This window comes from Amycolatopsis sp. lyj-84 (assembly GCF_046549075.1).
In the GTDB taxonomy this organism is placed as follows: domain Bacteria; phylum Actinomycetota; class Actinomycetes; order Mycobacteriales; family Pseudonocardiaceae; genus Amycolatopsis.
The window spans coordinates 237057-252304 of record NZ_JAJPWO010000011.1 but is presented as its reverse complement, the minus strand read 5'-3'; the positions used below and the strand labels follow the sequence as shown (position 1 = coordinate 252304).

General features: G+C 69.6%; 12 protein-coding genes. 8 read left to right on the top strand and 4 right to left on the bottom strand.

Annotation, left to right across the window (positions count from 1 at the left end; genetic code table 11):
• Positions 1-4: 4 nt before the first annotated feature.
• Positions 5-1414 carry a S28 family serine protease gene (locus tag ACLJRM_RS30700; RefSeq protein ID WP_410665030.1) on the top strand — a complete coding sequence of 470 codons (1410 nt, stop codon included), beginning with the start codon at positions 5-7 and terminating at the stop codon, positions 1412-1414.
• Positions 1415-1455: 41 nt separating this feature from the next.
• Here the strand turns inward: ACLJRM_RS30700 and uvrB are convergent, their stop codons facing one another.
• Entirely contained in the window at positions 1456-3615 is a 2160-nt protein-coding gene (uvrB, locus tag ACLJRM_RS30695) for an excinuclease ABC subunit UvrB (RefSeq protein WP_101608819.1), read from the bottom strand.
• Positions 3616-3666: 51 nt separating this feature from the next.
• Entirely contained in the window at positions 3667-4920 is a 1254-nt protein-coding gene (locus tag ACLJRM_RS30690) for a DUF5685 family protein (RefSeq protein WP_410665029.1), read from the bottom strand.
• Positions 4921-5062: 142 nt separating this feature from the next.
• Between ACLJRM_RS30690 and ACLJRM_RS30685 the strand changes: the two genes are divergently transcribed.
• The 3 genes from ACLJRM_RS30685 to ACLJRM_RS30675 all read left to right on the top strand — a co-directional run bounded on the left by ACLJRM_RS30685 (position 5063) and on the right by ACLJRM_RS30675 (position 8860).
• Positions 5063-5578, top strand: coding sequence for a DUF402 domain-containing protein (locus tag ACLJRM_RS30685; RefSeq protein WP_101608821.1), 516 nt, complete (start codon positions 5063-5065; stop codon positions 5576-5578).
• Positions 5579-5717: 139 nt separating this feature from the next.
• Complete coding sequence (locus ACLJRM_RS30680; protein WP_410665028.1) at positions 5718-7250, top strand: ArnT family glycosyltransferase; 1533 nt, start codon at positions 5718-5720, stop codon at positions 7248-7250.
• A gap of 89 nt (positions 7251-7339) precedes the next feature.
• A complete protein-coding gene (locus ACLJRM_RS30675; protein WP_410665027.1) occupies positions 7340-8860 on the top strand; it encodes an ArnT family glycosyltransferase in 1521 nt (506 codons plus the stop codon).
• 1 nt (position 8861) lies between these two features.
• Here the strand turns inward: ACLJRM_RS30675 and coaE are convergent, their stop codons facing one another.
• Complete coding sequence (gene coaE / locus ACLJRM_RS30670; RefSeq protein ID WP_101608824.1) at positions 8862-10046, bottom strand: dephospho-CoA kinase; 1185 nt, start codon at positions 10044-10046, stop codon at positions 8862-8864.
• A 197-nt stretch (positions 10047-10243) separates the two neighbouring features.
• On the opposite strand from coaE, the gene ACLJRM_RS30665 reads away from it, so the two are divergent.
• On the top strand, positions 10244-10468 hold the full coding sequence (locus ACLJRM_RS30665; protein WP_101608825.1) for a hypothetical protein: 225 nt from the start codon (positions 10244-10246) through the stop codon (positions 10466-10468).
• A 152-nt stretch (positions 10469-10620) separates the two neighbouring features.
• Here ACLJRM_RS30665 and rpsA read toward each other — a convergent pair whose 3' ends face one another.
• Positions 10621-12126 carry a 30S ribosomal protein S1 gene (gene rpsA, locus ACLJRM_RS30660; protein ID WP_101608826.1) on the bottom strand — a complete coding sequence of 502 codons (1506 nt, stop codon included), beginning with the start codon at positions 12124-12126 and terminating at the stop codon, positions 10621-10623.
• A gap of 304 nt (positions 12127-12430) precedes the next feature.
• Here rpsA and ACLJRM_RS30655 point away from each other — a divergent pair, with 304 nt between their 5' ends.
• The 3 genes from ACLJRM_RS30655 to ACLJRM_RS30645 are packed head-to-tail and all read left to right on the top strand — an operon-like array spanning position 12431 to position 15155.
• Positions 12431-13294, top strand: coding sequence for a class I SAM-dependent methyltransferase (locus ACLJRM_RS30655; protein WP_101608827.1), 864 nt, complete (start codon positions 12431-12433; stop codon positions 13292-13294).
• Entirely contained in the window at positions 13291-14193 is a 903-nt protein-coding gene (locus ACLJRM_RS30650; RefSeq protein ID WP_101608828.1) for a GNAT family N-acetyltransferase, read from the top strand. The genes ACLJRM_RS30655 and ACLJRM_RS30650 overlap by 4 nt, the downstream gene beginning before the upstream one ends.
• 32 nt (positions 14194-14225) lie before the next feature.
• On the top strand, positions 14226-15155 hold the full coding sequence (locus tag ACLJRM_RS30645) for a GNAT family N-acetyltransferase (RefSeq protein ID WP_101608829.1): 930 nt from the start codon (positions 14226-14228) through the stop codon (positions 15153-15155).
• The last annotated feature ends 93 nt before the right edge of the window (positions 15156-15248 follow it).

Here is a 15248-nt window from a genome sequence, read left to right as displayed (position 1 = left end):
ATGGATGCGGAAGCTCACGGCGGCGTGGTCGGTCCTGGCGATCACCGTTCTCTCACTGGCCGGGCTGACCCCGGTCGCGCAGGCGGCACCCGAGGACGTCAAAGAGGCACTCGGGCGGATACCCGGCCTGACCGTCGTCTCGGAGAATCCGGCGCCGACCGGATACCGGTTCTTCAAGCTCAGCTACACCCAGCCCGTGGACCACCGCAGGCCTGGCTCCGGCACCTTCCAGCAGCGTTTCACCTTGCTGCACAAGGAGTTCCGCTCGCCGACCGTGGTGTACACGAGCGGGTACAACGTGTCGGAATCGCCCAACCGCTCGGAGCCGACCCAGATCGTCGACGGCAACCAGCTGTCGATGGAGTACCGGTTCTTCACCCCGTCGCGGCCGGACCGGCCGGACTGGGGCAAGCAGCTGACCATCTGGCAGGCCGCCGCCGATCAGCACCGCGCTGTGGAGGCCTTCAAGCGGCTCTACCCGGGCAAGTGGCTCGCGACGGGCGGCAGCAAGGGCGGCATGACGGCGACCTACTTCCGTAGGTTCTTCCCGAACGACGTCGACGCGACGATCCCCTACGTCGCGCCCAACGACGTCATCAACTCGCACGACCGCTACAACCGGTTCCTGGCGAACGTCGGGAACGACCCGGCCTGCCGGTCTGCGCTGAAGGCGATCCAGCGCGACGTGCTGACCCGGCGTCCGGAGTTCGCGGCGCTCGCCGCGGCGGACGCGGCCAAGAACGGCTACACGTTCACGACCGTCGGCTCGGCCGACATCTCGCTGGAGATCTCGGTCATCGACTCGTACTTCGCCTTCTGGCAGTACCAGAAGCAGTCCGACTGCGCGACGATCCCGAAGGCCGGCGCCCCGGTGGCCGAGGTCTACGCGTGGTTCGAACGCGTCGAAAGCCTCAACACCTACTCCGACCAGAACCTCGGGATCTACGTCCCCTACTACTTCCAGGCGGCCTATCAGCTCGGCGCCCCGGAGTCCTACGAAGGCTATCTCCGGGATCTGCTGCGCTACCCGGGAACCAACGTGTCGCGGACGTTCGTGCCGAAGTCGGTCGACATCCCGCGGTTCGATCACCTGGCGATGCCGGACATCGACTTCTGGGTGAAGACGCAGGGGAAGCGGCTGCTGTTCGTCTACGGCGGGAACGATCCTTGGGGCGCGGAACCGTTCCAGCTCGGCTTCGGCACGAAGGACTCGTACAGCTACACCGTGCCGGGCGGGAACCACGGCGCGCGGATCTCGCAGCTTCCGGCGGCTCAGGCAGCCGAAGCGACGAACAACGTACGGCGCTGGGCGGGACTGCCCCCGGTTTCGCCCGGGGTGACCACGCGCTCGGTGCCGTCCGGCTTCCCGGACTTCGACGCGGACCTGAGCCTGCAGCACCGCCCGCGCCTCTGACCCTCACGCGTTTCGTCCTCTAGTTGCGGTAGTTGCACGCGCTACTTGATGCCGGCCGCGTCCATGCCGCGCAGTTCCTTCTTGAGGTCGGAGACCTCGTCCCGCAGCCGGGCCGCCAGCTCGAACTGCAGGTCGCGCGCGGCCTGCATCATCTGCTCGGTCATCTGCTGGATGAGGTCGGCCAGCTGGGCGCGCGGCATCCCGGAGACGTCCTTGTCGACGAGCATCCCGGAGCTGCGCACCCTGTCGCCCTGCTCGGGCTTCTTGCCGCGCGACGCGTTCCGGCCCGAACCGCCGACGGCGACCGTCTCCTCCGAGTCCTCGGCCTCGCTGTAGACGCGGTCGAGGATGTCGGCGATCTTCTTCCGCAGCGGCTGCGGGTCGACGCCGCGTTCCTCGTTGTAGGCGACCTGCTTCTCGCGGCGGCGATCGGTCTCGTCGATGGCGTGCCGCATCGAGTCGGTGATCTTGTCCGCGTACATGTGGACTTCACCCGACACGTTTCGCGCGGCACGGCCGATCGTCTGGATCAGCGACGTGCCGCTGCGGAGGAAGCCTTCCTTGTCCGCGTCGAGGATCGCGACCAGCGAGACCTCGGGCAGGTCGAGGCCCTCACGGAGCAGGTTGATGCCGACCAGCACGTCGAAGTCGCCCGCCCGCAACTGCCGCAGCAGCTCGATCCGGCGCAGGGTGTCCACCTCGGAGTGCAGGTACCGCACCCGGATGCCCAGCTCCAGCAGGTAGTCGGTGAGGTCCTCGGACATCTTCTTGGTGAGCGTGGTGACCAGGACGCGCTCGTCCTTCTCGGCCCGCTCGCGGATCTCGTGCACCAGGTCGTCGATCTGGCCTTCGGTGGGCTTCACGACCACCTTCGGGTCGACCAGGCCGGTCGGCCGGATGACCTGCTCGACGAACTCGCCGCCCGCCTGCCCCATCTCGTACGGCCCCGGCGTCGCCGACAGGTACACCGTCTGCCCGATCCGGTCGGTGAACTCCTCCCAGGTCAGTGGGCGGTTGTCGACCGCGCTGGGCAGCCGGAACCCGAACTCGACCAGGTTCCGCTTCCGCGACATGTCGCCTTCGAACATGCCGCCGATCTGCGGGACGGTCTGGTGCGACTCGTCGATGACCAGCAGGAAGTCGTCCGGGAAGTAGTCGATCAGCGTGGCGGGCGCCGTCCCCGCCTCGCGGCCGTCGATATGCCGCGAATAGTTCTCGATGCCGGAGCAGAACCCGACCTGGCGCATCATCTCGATGTCGTACGCGGTGCGCATCCGCAGCCGCTGCGCCTCGAGCAGCTTGCCCTGCTTCTCCAGCTCGGCCAGCCGCTGCTCCAGCTCGGCCTCGATGCCATGGATGGCCTTCTCCATCCGCTCCGGGCCCGCGACGTAGTGCGTGGCCGGGAAGATGCGGACCTCGTCGACCTCTTTCACGATGTCGCCGGTGAGCGGGTGCAGGTAGTACAGCTTCTCGATCTCGTCGCCGAAGAACTCGACGCGGATCGCCAGTTCCTCGTACGCCGGGATGATCTCGACCGTGTCGCCGCGGGCGCGGAAGGTGCCGCGGGCGAAGGCGATGTCGTTGCGGGTGTACTGCACGTCCACCAGTGCGCGGAGGAAGACGTCCCGGTCGAGCTGCTCGCCGACCTTCAGCTCCGAGGACCGGTCCAGATACGACTGAGGTGTGCCGAGGCCGTAGATGCACGAGACACTCGCGACCACGATGACGTCGCGCCGCGAAAGCAGGTTCATCGTCGCCGAGTGCCGCAGCCGCTCGACGTCGTCGTTGATCGACGAGTCCTTCTCGATGTAGGTGTCCGTCTGCGCGATGTACGCCTCGGGCTGGTAGTAGTCGTAGTAACTGACGAAGTACTCGACCGCGTTGTGCGGGAACAGCTCCCTCAGCTCGTTCGCCAGCTGCGCGGCGAGCGTCTTGTTCGGCGCCATCACCAGCGTCGGGCGCTGGACGCGCTCGATCAGCCAGGCCGTCGTCGCCGACTTACCGGTACCCGTCGCGCCCAGCAGCACGACGTCCCGCTCGCCCGCGTTGACCCGGCGTTCGAGCTCGTCGATGGCCGCCGGCTGGTCACCGGCGGGCTTGTAGTCACTGACGACCTCGAACCGGCCGCCGGTCCGGGGGATGTCCGTGACGGGCCGGTGGTCCGACTGGGCGAGTACGGGGTGTTCGGTTGCGAAAGCCACGAGGACCAGAGTAGGCGCTGGGTCCGACAGTTTCCGTTTCGCCTGGTCGGCTCAACAGGAACAGTCACAGCAGTTACAGCAGTCACAACCGTCACAGTTGTTGCACCAGGCCTCGTGCGGCTTCCCGCTCCATGCCCCCGGGAACGGGTCCCGGCAGCAGAACTGGCACGAGCAGCACATGTAGGTCGCCACCGCGCAGCCGAAGAAGAACCCCCTCGGCCGGGCGGGCACCCGGAACTTCGGCGTCCAGCAGCAACCACCCTGACCGTCGGTCGGCGGGCCGCCGTGCTTCCGCTTCTGCTTGGGCGGCTCCTGGGGCGGGCCTCCACCACCGGGAGCGCCCGGCGGCGGAGGCGGCGGCTGGTAACCGCCCTGGTGAGCCGGATACGGCTGATGCGGATGCTGTTGCGGCCGAGGTCCGGGACCGATCCACCCCGGCGGGGGCTGCTGGGATCCGTGCCCGAAGGCCCGCCGCACCGCCTGACGCAGTTCGTGCACCAGCAACGCGTGCACCAGCTTGGGCTGATCGAACCTCACCTCGCGAAGGGCGAGTTCGACACCGAACACGGCGTCGTCGCACAGCCGCCGCGCCTCGGCGAGCCCGGTCCCGGTGGCCGTCAGCGGGTTCCAGGCACCGGCGGCCTCGTCCACGGCGAGATCTTCGACGGCGTCGAGCAGATGCGCGGCCCTGCCGAACAGGCGACCGGCCTCGGCCAGCGGCGCGGCGTTCTCCGGACGCCCGGCCAGCACGGCGGTGTGCGCGAACGCGGCCGAAGTCGCCAGTTCGGCGGGTTCGGTGGCGAGCACGGCCGAATCACCGAGACTGACGGCGCGTTCGATCTCGCCCTGCCTGTCGACGGCCTCAGTGAGGACCGCCGTGTCGAACCCGACTCTGATGCCCGTGCGGCTCCCCTGGTCCGCCCAGCGCGTCGCCACCCGCCTCGCGGCGAGAGCGACGGAGCGCCGCGCGAAGGCGCCGTCACGGTCCTCGACGTGGTCACTGATCTTGGCCGAAGCCAGCACGAGGGAGACCGCCGCCGCGAGCTGGGCACCATCCCCCTTCGCGACCGACGTTCCCTTCATCGCCCGAAGCGGACAAGGACCGGCGTCGCGCCGTCCCTCCGCACGCGGCGACTGGGCTTCGACGAGCGCCGAGATGATCAAGCCGTCATAGTTCGTCACCATTCGGGCGAGATGTCCGTGTTCGTCGCGCAACGCCAGGCAAAGACCGCAGAGATGAGCGAGCCAATCCGCGTGCAGACCCGCGGAGAGCCGATGGCGGCACGGCCTGATGATCCCGAACATGCGTTGTCTCCCACTCACCCCTATGGCGGAACCAGCGCACCCTATCCGCCCCCGGCGCCTTACTCCGGGGAAAGCACGAAACCGTGATCGTCCACCCGGTTGGGTGGTGGCCGCGGACGCCGGGGCCTTCCAAGATGGGCGCATGACCGCGCTGCACCCGCCCAAGGTCGAGTACTTCGATCCGGCCGCGAAGACCAACACGGATCCCAAGGGCGTCGTGAGGGACGTCGAGGAATACCGCGAGGAGCCCTTCGGCCTCTACATGGCGCGACCGGCTCCGGGGCGGAAGCAGTTCCGCTACCTCGAGTCCTGGCTGCTGCCGGATCTCGGCCTGCGGATCACCGACTTCTGGTTCAACCCCGGCCACGAACGCGATCAGGACTTCTACCTCGACGTCGTCGACATCCGTCGTGAAGACGGCGTCTGGGTCGCCACCGACCTGTATCTCGACCTCGTCCTGCGGGACAAGAAGTCCGTCGAGGTGATCGACACCGACGAACTCCTCGCCGCGGTCACCACCGGGCTGCTCTCCGCCGCCGACGGCGAACGCGCGCTCGGCGTCAGCCACACGACCGTGGACGGGCTGGCCGCCCACGGTCACGACCTGCGCCACTGGCTGTCCACAAAGGACATCACGCTCGGCTGGCGGCGGCATTGACCGGTCCACATCCACCGATCGGTTGATCCTGACTCATCCCTAGGATGAACGGCCCCTGACCGGCCGGACGATTACCGGAGGAGTTGCCTCACGGGACCCTCGATCATCAGCGAAACCGATCGAGAGGGGGCGGATACCCGTGGTCGTCGAGGCCGAGGGACTCCGAGAGCGGCACAGGGAACGAGAACGCGCGGAGGTCGCGCCGTTCGCCAGGACGCCGGTGCTCGCGATCGCCGGGGCGATGGGGGCGGTGCTCACGGCGACGGCCGGTCGCTACGGCTACTTCGGCGACGAGCTGTACTTCCTGGCGGCGGGCCGGCATCTGGACTGGGGGTATGCCGACCAGCCGCCGCTGTTGCCGCTCCTGGCCCGGCTGATGGACGCGTTCGGCGCCGGTTCACCCTTCGTCCTGCGGATCCCGGCGACGCTGGCGATGGTCGCCGGAGTCGTGCTGACCGCGTTGATCGCCAGGGAACTGGGCGGCGGCCGCCGGGCGCAGGTGATCGCGGCGGCGACCTTCGCGGTGTCCGTCCAGATGCTCGGCGGCGGGCACTACCTGGCGACCAGCACCCTCGACCCGTTCCTGTGGACGCTGCTGATCTGGCTGCTCGTCCGGTGGACCCGGACCCGCGCGGACGGCCTCCTGCTCTGGAGCGGCGTAGTGACCGGGTTCGCGCTGAACACGAAGTTCCTCATCGGGGCGTTCTGGGTCGTCGCGCTGGCCGCCGCGGTGGTCTTCGGGCCGCGCGATCTCCTCCGCCGTCCGGCGCTCTGGTTCGGCGCGCTGATCGCCGTCGCGATGATCACCCCCACGCTCGTCTGGCAGGCCGCGAACGGCTGGCCGCAGCTGACGATGGGCGCCGCGATCTCCCAGGAGGTTTCGGCGGGCTGGGGCGGGCGGGCCACGTTCGTTCCGACGCTGGTGATGAGCGCGGGCGTCCCGGTGGGGATGGTCCTCGTCTGTTACGGGCTGTGGCGGCTGCTGCGCTCCGAACGCCTGCGGCCGTACCGGTTCCTCGGCTGGACCGCGCTCGGCGTACTCGCCCTGTTCCTGCTGGCGAACGGGCGTTACTACTACGCGGCCGGGATGTTCGCCCCGCTGTTCGCGGCCGCCGCGGTGGAGATCGAAGCGGGCCAGGCGTCGAAGTACTGGCGCTGGATCGCCACCTGGCCGGTCTACGTCCTGGCGGCGGTGGTCACGATTCCGCAGACGCTTCCGATCCTCCCGCAGTCGTCGGTCGCGAGCACCCCGGCCTGGGCGCGGCCGCTCCTCGCCGACGAGGAGATCGGCTGGCGGGAGATCACGGAGTCGGTGGCGGGGGCGTACCGCGCCGTTCCCGACCCGTCTCGCACGGGCGTCATCGCGGCGAAGTACTGGCAGGCCAGTGCCATCGACCACTATGGACCGGAGCTGGGGCTTCCGTCGCCGTCGAGCCCGAACCGCGGCTACGCGACTTTCCCGCGGCCGCCGGAATCGGCACGGGACGTCCTGTTCGTCGGGAACGACGCTTCGGTGCTTGTGCCGTACTTCACGCAGGTGCGCGAGGTCGGCGCGCTCGACAACCGTGCCGGGGTGCCGAATTCGAGTCAGGGCATGAAGATCTGGCTGGCCACGGGCCGGAACGGGACGTGGGACGAGGTGTGGCCGAGACTCACGGACTGGGGCTTCTGAGTCTCACCGGTCCTTTCACGACCGACGTGTCGCGCCGGTGGCGGCTAGGGTGCGAGAGGACCGGCACCCGAAGGATCTGCGAGGAATGGATGGAAGCCGCCAGCGCGGCCGAAACACCGACCGCGTCCGGCACGGCGTTCGCCCGGCTCCCGGTGGCGCTGCTCGCCGCCGCGACCGCGGCGGTCCTGCTGGCGACGGCGTGGCGGTACGGCTACTTCGGCGACGAACTGTACTTCCTCTCCGCGGGCAAGCGGCTGACCTGGGGTTACGCCGATCAGCCGCCGGTGCTCCCCTTCCTGGCGATGCTGATGGACTGGCTCGCGCCGGGCAACGTCTTCGTGTTCCGGCTCCCCGCCGTCCTCGCGACGGCCGCGGGGGTCGTGTTCACCGGGCTCATCGCCTACGAGATGGGCGGCGACCGCCGGGCGCAGACCCGTGCGGCCGCCGCGTACGCGATCTGCGGGCAGTTCATCGGGAGCGGGCACTACCTGGCGACCTCGACGATCGACCCGGCCTTGTGGGCGCTCATCGCGTGGCTGCTCGTGCGGTGGATGCGGACGCGTGACGACAACCTGTTGCTGTGGCTGGGCGTGGCCACCGCCGTCGCGCTGAACGTCAAGCTCCTCGTCGCGACGTTCTGGGTCGCCGCCGGGGTCGCGATCCTCATCTTCGGACCCCGGGATCTCTTGCGCAGGCCGAAACTCTGGCTCGGCGCGGGGATCGCCGCGGTGTCGCTCGTGCCCACGCTGTGGTGGCAGGCCGCGAACGGCTGGCCGCAACTGGAGATGGGCGACGTCATCGCGCACGAGACCACCGGCGGCTGGAGCGGCCGCGCCGGGTTCCTGCCCGCCCTGCTGACCGGGGCCGGGCTCGGCATCGGTGTCGTGGGCGTCCTTTATGGACTCGGGGTGCTGCTGTTCTCGGCCAAGTCGCGCGAGTACCGTTTCCTCGGCTGGACCGCCGTCGGGGTGATCGCGCTGTTCATCCTGTCCAACGGCCGGTACTACTACGCAGCGGGCATGTTCGGCGTCCTGTGGGCGGGCGCGGCCGTCCACTTCGGACAGCTGAAGCCGTCACTGTGGTTCCGCTGGATCCCGACCTGGCCGGTGCTCCTGCTTTCCGCGCTGTACACCCTTCCGTACGCGCTGCCGGTCTGGCCCGCCACCTGGCTCGCGGAAGGCCGCGAGGTCCCGCGTCCGGCGTACGCGCTGGAGGAGATCGGCTGGCCGGACCTCGCCCGTTCGGTCGCGGACGCCTATCACCGGCTCCCGCCGGAGCAGCGAGCGCGCACCACGCTCGTCACGGCCGGGTACTGGCAGGCCGGGGCGCTGGACCGGTACGGCGCCGACTACGGACTGCCCGCCGTATACAGCCCCAGCCGGGGCTTCTGGTACTTCGGCCGCCCGCCCGAGACCGCGGACAGCGTGCTGTTCGTCGGGCCCGATCCGGCGCGGCTGCTGCGTTCGTTCACCGAAGCCCGGATCGTTTCCCACGTCGACAACGAGCTCGGTGTCCGCAACGTGAGCCGCGGGATGCCGATCTGGCTGGTCACCGGCCACACCGAATCCTGGGCGACGGCGTGGCCCGGCCTGCGGGAATTCCGCGTGTGACCTACGGCGTCCAGCCCACCGACGCGGCCCACGCGTCGGCCCGCGCGAAGGCCGCGTCGACCCAGACCTGCTTCTCGTCGGTGTACCGCTCGACGGTCCCGTCGCCGGCGTGCTTCGCGGCCATGGCGTTCTTGACCGCGGCGTAGGCGTCACGCTCGTCGGAGTTGCGGCGCAGCCACTCCGGGAACAGCAGCGCGAGCCGCCAGGCCGGCGTCTCCTGGGAGCGGACGTGCAGGTTGACCGGACGGCGCGGGTCGCCACCGAAGTGGAACCGTTTCGGCCAGGTGCCTTCTTCGCCGTGCGCGTCGTCGAACCACTCGCCCTCCGCGCGCGGGAACCCGGCGTCGGACAGCGCTTCGGACAGCTCGTCGGCCTTGTCCAAAGTGGACACGGTCAGCTGGAGGTCGAGGATGTCCTTGGCGGGCAGCCCCGGCACCGACGTCGAACCGATGTGGTCGACCCGCACGGCCTTGTCCCCCACCACCATACGGATCCGCGCGAGTGCCCGTTCGGCCTGCGCGGGCCACGTCTGGTCGTACTGGGCGATCTTCGGCGACATCGGCGCCCGCGGCTTGCGGAGCCGCACGTTCGCCTCGAACGGGGTCAGCCTGTCCGCCCACAGTGCGTCGACGTCGGCGAGCACGATGTCGGGCGCTCCGCTGTTGTCGAACCAGACGTCGGCCACCGCCCGGCGCTGATCGGTCGTGGCCTGCGCCTTGATCCTGGCGCGCGCGTCGGTCTCGGCCATCCCCCGCGCCTCGACCAGGCGGCGGACCCGGACCTCTTCCGGCGCGTCGACCATCACGACGAGGTGGTACATCGGCGCGAGGCCGCCTTCGACCAGCAGCGGGATGTCATGGACGATGATCGCGTCCGGCGCCGCTCCCGCCATCAACTCGGCCGTGCGCGCGCCGACCCTCGGGTGGACGATCGAGTTCAGCCGTTTGCGGGACTCCTCGTCGGCGAACGCCTTGGCGGCGAGCGCGGCGCGATCGAGCGAACCGTCGGACGCGAGGATGTCGTCCCCGAACGCTTCGACGAGCTCGGCGAGCCCGGGTGTCCCCGGTTCGACGACCTCCCTGGCGATCTTGTCGGAGTCGATGGGGACGGCACCGTGCTCGGAAAGCCGGTTCGCCACCGTCGATTTTCCGGCGCCGATCCCGCCGGTCAGGCCCACACGCAGCATGACGATCAGCCTAGTGGCGTCACCTGGGACGACCGCCGAGGGTCACGCGATGGGTACATCCGGCACAGACAGGTGCAAAAGGCAAGATCATCGTGACGCGCGACTCAACCATTTCGAGTGACACGCCGGTCGGTTACGCGGATTTGGGGCCTCGATTGCGTACCGTGCGCGGCGAAGGTAGCCCACACGGAGGAACGATGGCAGACGGCAAGCACACTGGAAGGCACCGGCTCGGATCGCCGGGCCTGGTGCACTGTGTCCTCCATCGTCCCGTGGCCGAAGCCCTCGCCGAATACCGGCGCACCTGGCTGAGCGCGCTCATGGTCCCCGCCAGGCACAGCTTTGCCGGGCTCCGCCGCAAGGCCCGCGCCGCGGCGCTCGAACGCATCTGGGTTCCGGCCGTCCGGCCCGCCACCTCCTGACCCCGTCCCACCCCGCACCGCAAGTAGTCCTCTACTTGCGGTAGTTGCGCGTGCAAGGACCACATCCAGAGGACGAAACGCGGAAAAGACAGCGGCCCCGGTCCGTGATGGACCGGGGCCGCTGTCTGTCAGCTAGTGGCTGAGCGCCTGGATCACGCGCCGCCCGACAGCTTCTCGCGGAGAGCCGCGAGCTGCTCGTCGCTGGCCAGCGTGCCACCGCTCTTGGCCTCGGCCGGAGCGGAGGTGTAGCTCTGCTCGCCCGAGTCGCTGCTGCTGCTGGTGACACCGGTCGCGGCGTCGGCGGCTGCCTCGGCGTCGGCCTCGGCGGCCTTGACGACCTGCTTCATGTGAGCCTCGTAGCGGGTGTGAGCCTCGGCGTACTGACGCTCCCACTCCTCACGCTGCTTGTCGAAGCCGTCCTGCCACTCCTGGGTGTCCGGGTCGAAGCCCTCGGGGTAGATGTAGTTCCCCTCGGTGTCGTACTCGGCGGCCATGCCGTACTGAGTGGGGTCGAACTCGGTCTCCGGCGTGACGCCCTCGTTCGCCTGCTTCAGCGACAGCGAGATGCGACGACGCTCGAGGTCGATGTCGATGACCTTGACCATCACGTCGCCGTTGACCTGGACGACCTGCTCCGGGATCTCCACGTGGCGCTCGGCCAGCTCGGAGATGTGCACCAGGCCCTCGATGCCCTCTTCGACGCGCACGAACGCACCGAACGGAACGAGCTTGGTGACCTTGCCCGGCACGATCTGGCCGATCGCGTGGGTGCGGGCGAACTGACGCCACGGGTCTTCCTGGGTCGCCTTCAGCGACAGCGAGACGCGCTCGCGGTCCATGTCGACGTCCAGAACCTCGACCGTGACCTCCTGACCGACCTCGACGACCTCGGACGGGTGGTCGATGTGCTTCCAGGACAGCTCGGAGACGTGCACCAGGCCGTCGACGCCACCCAGGTCCACGAAGGCACCGAAGTTGACGATGGACGACACGACGCCCTTGCGGACCTGACCCTTGGCGAGCGCGTTGAGGAACTCGCTGCGCACCTCGGACTGGGTCTGCTCCAGGTAGGCACGGCGGGACAGGACCACGTTGTTGCGGTTCTTGTCCAGCTCGATGATCTTCGCCTCGAGCTCACGGCCCACGTACGGCTGCAGGTCGCGCACACGGCGCATCTCGACCAGCGACGCGGGCAGGAAGCCACGGAGGCCGATGTCCAGGATGAGGCCGCCCTTGACGACCTCGATGACGGTGCCCTTGACGGGCTCGTCCTTCTCCTTGAGCTCCTCGATCGTGCCCCAGGCGCGCTCGTACTGCGCACGCTTCTTGGACAGGATCAGACGGCCTTCCTTGTCCTCCTTCTGGAGGACCAGGGCTTCGACCTCATCGCCGACGGTGACAACCTCAGCCGGGTCGACATCGTGCTTGATGGAGAGCTCACGCGAGGGGATGACACCCTCGGTCTTGTAGCCGATGTCGAGCAGGACCTCGTCACGGTCAACCTTGACGATGGTTCCTTCGACGATGTCGCCATCGTTGAAGTACTTGATCGTCTTGTCGATCGCTGCGAGGAAATCTTCCTCCGACCCGATGTCGTTGATAGCGACCTGCGGGGCCCCAGTGGGGGCGGTCGGGGCGGTGGCGGTGTCGGTCGTCATTAGGCGGGTTGCTCCGGTGGATGGGAAGTAGTGGGTTTGCGGTTAGGGCACCATGGGCTCTTCCGGCATGAGGCGACCACGTCTGCAAACGTCCACAGGGAACGACCGCGAGCATCACCGCATCCGGTACGCGACCCCCTGACCCGGACGCTGAGCGAACCGGGGGAAAGAGTAGCGCGAACCCACTGCGCTAACAGATATCCTACGCGGCCCCCTGTACACGGCACAATCAGGGTGGCTACCGCGATCACGCCGGGCGGATAAGCTGTCCCGCGAAGCCCTGACCTGGGGAAAGGATATCGGTTTGAGTCAGCAGTCCGCCACCGAGCAGCAGCCGGAGGCCGAAAGGCACGCGCAGGCCGAGGAGCGGCTCGGCACCGCGGGGGTCGCCTATCGGGCGGTCTCGGCGCCCGAGGCGACGGCCGCGAACCTGGCGTGGTGGGACGCCGACGCCGACGACTACCAAGCGACCCACGGCGGGTTCCTCGGCGACGCGGACTTCGTCTGGTGCCCGGAGGGCGTCCGCGAGGCCGACGTCGCGCTCCTGGGTGAAGTCGGCGGCAAGCGGATCCTCGAGGTCGGCTGCGGGCAAGCGGCGTCCTCGCGCTGGCTCGCCGCGCAGGGTGCCGAAGCGGTGGCGACCGACCTGTCGGCGGGCATGCTCCGCCACGCGAGGGAGGGCAACGAGCGGACCGGTCCCGCCGTCCCGCTCGTGCAGGCGACGGCGGAGTCGCTCCCCTTCGCCGACGCGAGCTTCGACGCGGCGTGCTCGGCCTTCGGCGCGATCCCGTTCGTGGCGTCGGTGGACGTCGTGTTCGCCGAAGTCCACCGGGTGCTCCGGCCGGGTTCCCGCTGGGTGTTCTCGGTGACCCATCCGATGCGCTGGATCTTCCCCGACGACCCCGGGCCGCAGGGCCTCACCGTCACCCAGCCGTATTTCGACCGCACGCCCTACGTCGAGGTCGACGAGGAGGGCGTCGCGACCTACGTCGAGTACCACCGCACCCTCGGCGACTACGTCCGCGCGCTCGCCGACGCGGGTTTCGCGCTGACGGATCTCATCGAGCCCGCCTGGCCGGAGGGCCACTCCCGCACCTGGGGGCAGTGGAGCCCGCTGCGCGGCAAGCTCTTCCCCGGTACCGCGATCTTCTGCACCCAGCGGGGATGACCTCGACGGCGGCGCTGCAGCGAGCGCGGTTCGCCGCGCTCGACCCGCTGCTCCCGTCACCGCCGCCGCTCCCGCCCGGCGAGCCCGTCGAAGCGGGCGGCGCCGCCGGGACGATCGCGCACGTGCGGTTCGCGACGGGCTCCTGGCAACGGCTCTGGAGCCCGGCGCACCTGCAGATCCTCACCGCGATCCTGCCCCGCGACGCCGGCGCGGGCATGAGCGCGCTGCTCTCCGCCTGGCGCGAGCGGATCGCGCTCGCCGACCCCGAACCCGATTCGTCGTGCACGGTCACCTGGCCCAGCCGTGACGTCGTGGTCACGCGGGCCCTGCTCGACCACGGGCTCGCGCCGCAACTCGCGCTGGCCGTCCGCGCGCCCGCACTGGGCGAGGCGCACGCCGTGCCCGGCGTAACCGTCCGGGAATCCTCCGGCGGCGACCTGGAGGAGATCGTCGCGCTGCGGTTCGAAGAACTTCGCTACACCTCGTTCGTCGGCCACGGCGTCGTCCGCCCCGGGGCCAGGGCCCTGCTCGCCGAGGAGGTCCGGCGCGGACTGCAGTTCGGCGGCCGCGTCTGGATCGCCGAAGAGGAAGGCGTCACGGTGGGGATCGTGACCGGCGGAAAGCGCTCCCCGGTCGCGGGCGACGCGCTCGCGGGACGGCTGCCGCCCGGCGAGTGGGGCTACGTCGGCACGCTCGCGGTCACCGCCGCCGCGCGGGGGCGCGGGATCGGGCGCGCGCTGACCGCCGTGGCACACGACGAGCTGTTCTCTCCGTCGTCGCGCGGTACCTTCGTCTCGTACAATCCGGCCAATCCGCTTTCCCCGGTGTTCTGGCACCGGCAGGGTTATCGTCCTCTGTGGACGACGTGGGCGGCGAGCCCCGCCAGTGCCCTGCGGTAGCGGTGACCGGCGCGGTCGACCCTGGGGGCGGGATGGAAATCGAAAAGACGCTGTTCGACGCGCACCGGGCACGGTTCGCGGCGGTCGACCGGCTGCTGCCCGAAGCCGCCCCCGCCCCGGTCGCCGGCGAACGGGTGGACGCCGCGACGGCGGCGGGCGTCCAGGTCACCGGCGTGGTCCAGCGGCAGTTGCACGGCCCGGACGACATCCCCCTGCTCTGGTCCGCCGCCGACGTGCGCCAGCTCTTCCCGTTCATCGGGAACACCGGTACCGAGGGCATGGACGTGCTGCTGCGCGCGTGGCGGACGTGGATGGACGCCGAATCCCCCGGTGAGGATTCGTCCTGCGTGGTCAATTGGCCGAGCCGGGACGCCGAGGCGATCCGCGCCTTCCTCGACCACGGGCTGGTGCCGATGTCCGCGCTCGCCGTGCGCACCGGCTGCCACCCCGACGCCGCGGCCGACGACGGGGTGACCATCCGCCGGGCACGGACGGAGGACTTCGAGGAAGTGCTCGCGATGGCCGTGTCGACGCACGACTACATCGGCCAGGTCGCCACCCGGCAGCGCTCGAACGCCGCCGAACTGCTCGCCCCAGCCCTGGAACGGGCCCTCGGCAAGGACACCCCGCTGCTGTGGCTCGCCGAGCGGGAGGGGGCGGCCGTCGCGTTCGCGCACGCCGCTTGGATCACGTCGTCACCGGGGTCGGCCGAGGCGGAACTCCTCCCCTACGGCCGCTGGGGCTACGTCAACAACGTCGTCACCGTGCCCGGCCTGCGCGGGAACGGACTCGGGCGGACCTTGATGTCCGTGGTGCACCAAGAGTTCTCCGCCGACGGCGCGGACGGCACCTACCTCTACTACAACCCGACCAACCCGCTTTCTTCGGTGTTCTGGCACCGGCAGGGTTATCGTCCACTGTGGACGTCCTGGGAGGTCCACCCCGCTTCGGCCCTGCGCTAGTCGAAAAGCAGCGCTAACCGTCCGGTTTGCGGTGGTTTCGTCACCCTTGCGTGTGACGTGGGCCCCGCGCGGTTGTGCACCTCCCAGGTCAGG

Coding starts and splice junctions, on each gene's coding strand:
- ACLJRM_RS30700 (WP_410665030.1), top strand. CDS start 5: ATGCGGAAGCTCACGGCGGCGTGGTCGGTCCTGGCGATCACCGTTCTC.
- ACLJRM_RS30690 (WP_410665029.1), bottom strand. CDS start 4,920: ATGTTCGGGATCATCAGGCCGTGCCGCCATCGGCTCTCCGCGGGTCTG.
- ACLJRM_RS30685 (WP_101608821.1), top strand. CDS start 5,063: ATGACCGCGCTGCACCCGCCCAAGGTCGAGTACTTCGATCCGGCCGCG.
- ACLJRM_RS30675 (WP_410665027.1), top strand. CDS start 7,340: ATGGAAGCCGCCAGCGCGGCCGAAACACCGACCGCGTCCGGCACGGCG.
- coaE (WP_101608824.1), bottom strand. CDS start 10,046: ATGCTGCGTGTGGGCCTGACCGGCGGGATCGGCGCCGGAAAATCGACG.
- ACLJRM_RS30665 (WP_101608825.1), top strand. CDS start 10,244: ATGGCAGACGGCAAGCACACTGGAAGGCACCGGCTCGGATCGCCGGGC.
- rpsA (WP_101608826.1), bottom strand. CDS start 12,126: ATGACGACCGACACCGCCACCGCCCCGACCGCCCCCACTGGGGCCCCG.
- ACLJRM_RS30650 (WP_101608828.1), top strand. CDS start 13,291: ATGACCTCGACGGCGGCGCTGCAGCGAGCGCGGTTCGCCGCGCTCGAC.
- ACLJRM_RS30645 (WP_101608829.1), top strand. CDS start 14,226: ATGGAAATCGAAAAGACGCTGTTCGACGCGCACCGGGCACGGTTCGCG.